Consider the following 2,996-nt stretch of genomic DNA (forward strand, 5'->3'; position numbering starts at 1 on the left):
CGGCAGCCGACGTGTTCGGCTCCCCCACCGCAACCGTGCGCATGGCCGACCTGCCCGGCTTCGCGCCACCGTCGGCGTCGGGCCACTCCGGCACCATCACCTCGGTGGACGTCGGCGGCACCCACACACTGCTGCTGCAGGGACGCACACATGCCTACGAGGGCCACGACCTGCGACGCGTCGTGCATCCGGTGCGGACCTCGGTCGCGGCCGGTGCCACGACCGTCGTCCTGACCAACGCTGCGGGCGGTATCCGAGACGGCATGAGCGTCGGGCAGCCCGTGCTGATCTCCGATCACCTCAATCTCACGGCCCGTTCGCCCCTGGTGGGGGCCGAGTTCGTCGATCTGGTCGACGCGTACTCCCCCGAACTACGGCCCTTGCGAGCGAGATCGATCCGTCGCTCGAGGACGGCGTCTACGCCGGCCTGCCCGGCCCGCACTACGAGACGCCCGCCGAGATCAGGATGCTGCGCACGCTCGGAGCCGACCTCGTGGGTATGTCGACGGTGCACGAGACGATTGCTGCCCGCGCGAAAGGCGCACGCGTCCTGGGTATCTCGCTGGTGACCAATCTCGCGGCCGGAATGACCGGTGAGCATCTCGATCACTCCGAAGTGCTCGCTGCCGGTAAGGATTCCGCCGCTCGCATGGGTGCGTTGCTGCACGAGTTGGTCTCTCGCCTGTGACCGAGGATCTCACCGAACGGGTACGGGCTTGGATCGCAGGAGATCCCGACCCCGCTGCTCGCGAGGAACTCGACGGCCTGCCCGATGCCGAACTCGCCGACCGGTTCAGCGGTCCCCTGACATTCGGTACCGCAGGTCTACGTGGCCCGGTGCGCGCGGGACCGAACGGGATGAACGTGGCGGTGGTGACGAAGACCTCGGCCGGCATCGCGGCGTGGTTGATCGAGAACGGTCTGGGTGGTTCCACGGTCGTGGTCGGTCGCGACGCCAGGAACGGCTCCGAACAGTTCGCGTTCGCGGCCGCCGAAACCTTCTCCGCCCAGGGCTTTTCCGTGGTGATGCTGCCTCGGCCTCTCCCTACCCCCGTCGTCGCCTTCGCGGTGCGGGCACTCGATGCCGAGCTCGGCGTGCAGATCACCGCGTCGCACAATCCCGCCGCGGACAACGGGTACAAGGTGTATCTCCGCGGCGGCTCGCAATTGATCCCGCCGAGCGACGCCCAGATCGAAGCACTCATCGAGGCCACTCCCGACGCGATCGAGGTTCCGCGCACGATCGTCGAACCGACCGGCTCCGACATCGCTGCGCGCTATCTCGATTCCGTTGTCGCACTGCCACGTTCGACAGTTCGGGGCATCCGCATCGCGCTGACTCCCCTACACGGCGTCGGCGGTGAACTCGCGATGGCTGCGCTGCGTGGCGCGGGGTTCCGCGATATCCGGGTGGTCGAAGAACAGTTCGAGCCCGATCCCACATTCCCGACCGTGACGTTCCCCAACCGGAGGAGCCTGGCGCAGCCGACGCGGTGGTCGCGCTGGCGGCCGAGATCGACGCCGATATCGCGATTGCCCTCGACCCCGACGCCGATCGCTGTGCGATCGGGGTGCCCACGGACGGTGGGTGGCGCATGCTGACCGGCGACGAGACCGGGGCCCTGCTCGCGAACCATCTCCTCGCCGATGCGCCCGCCGACTCGCTGGTGGCCAATACGATCGTCTCGTCGCAACTGCTCTCGGAGCTCGCTCCGGCGCGCGGCGCTCGGTATGCCCGCACCCTGACCGGATTCAAGTGGCTCGTCCGCGCGGGCGAGGGCCTCGTGTACGCCTACGAGGAGGCCATCGGACACTGCGTTGATCCGAACGTGGTGCGCGACAAGGACGGTATTTCGGCCGCGGTGGTGCTCGCAGATCTGGCCGCAGGCCTGAAGCAGGATCGGCGCACCCTTCTCGACGTGCTCGACGACCTCGCGGTCGAGTTCGGGGTTCACCTGGGTGCGCAGGTCTCGCGGCGGGTCGAGGACCTCGCCGAGATCGGGAACATGATGCACCGGTTGCGCAGCGCACCGCCGACGGAACTGGCCGGGCGGGCCGTCACCGCGTCGGACTACGCCCAACGCGACGACGAACTACGCACCGACGCAGTCGAGATCAGCGGATCGGGGCTGCGGGTCATCGTGCGGCCCTCCGGCACCGAACCCAAACTCAAGGCCTACCTCGAAGTCATCGAGCACGTCGACGGCCCCGAGGACCTGCCGAGAGCACGGGCGGCGGCAGCCGAGATCCTGGCCGAACTGACCGACTTCGCCCAGCACCTCTGAGCGTCGACGACCCGAACCTCAGAACAGCGCCGACTGCACCGCAGGCAGATCGGACGTGAAGGCCCCGAGTTCGATTCGCCGACCCTTCAATGCCGCAAGATCCACGACGTAGGTCTCGTCGTCGACGGTCGCTATCACCGCCTGCCCGACGCATGTCCTGATCTCGAGTCCGTGGGAACCGGTTGCGACATCCGCGGGGTAGGCGACGCGGCTGACGTTCTCGCTCAACGCCTCCCGGCCTGCGGGCGGGGCCCATGGTTCGTCGATCGGGGTGCATCCGGCTATGCCTGCCTCGGTCAGCATTTCGCGGACCTGCTCGGCCCGGGCAGCGGTGGCGGCCTCGAGCCTGTCCACGTCGATCGGCAGACACAGCGAGGCGGCTTTCGCCGCGGACCTCACCGCCTGCCGTAGCCCCATCGATTCGGTCACGAGATCCTCGGCCACCCGGACGGCCTTGCCGTCGTCGGCGTGGGCGACGTACTGCGCGCAGATGGCACCTTGCTCGGCGAGCCGACCCCATTTACGCGTGTCAGCCGCCGTCCCGATTTTGAAGGTGCCGTTGGCGAACGCCGCCAGATACAGCCAATGCGGCTGCATGACATGCTTTTCCAGATCACGTGAGACGAATCCGCTGCGATGCACGGTGTGCACGAATCGAAAGCTGTCCTTGTCGGCGCACGTCGCGCACTGCCCCGACGCGACGGCCCGCTC

The 2,996-nt window shown here is 68.0% G+C and carries 1 protein-coding gene and 2 pseudogenes; 2 read left to right on the plus strand and 1 reads right to left on the minus strand.

The genetic code is table 11. The annotated features are described in order from the left end of the window. A pseudogene (locus RHBS_RS26175) lies at positions 1-688 on the plus strand (purine-nucleoside phosphorylase); the annotation flags it as partial. Further along, positions 685-2,285, plus strand: a pseudogene (locus RHBS_RS26180) (phospho-sugar mutase). The pseudogenes RHBS_RS26175 and RHBS_RS26180, both read left to right, overlap by 4 nt. Positions 2,286-2,303: 18 nt before the next feature. Here the strand turns inward: RHBS_RS26180 and RHBS_RS26185 are convergent. Continuing rightward, a partial coding sequence (locus RHBS_RS26185; protein ID WP_237669756.1) for a DUF2797 domain-containing protein occupies positions 2,304-2,996 on the minus strand: 693 nt, incomplete at its 5' end.

It is taken from the genome of Rhodococcus sp. BS-15, assembly GCF_000813105.1.
Taxonomy (GTDB): Bacteria; Actinomycetota; Actinomycetes; order Mycobacteriales; family Mycobacteriaceae; genus Rhodococcoides.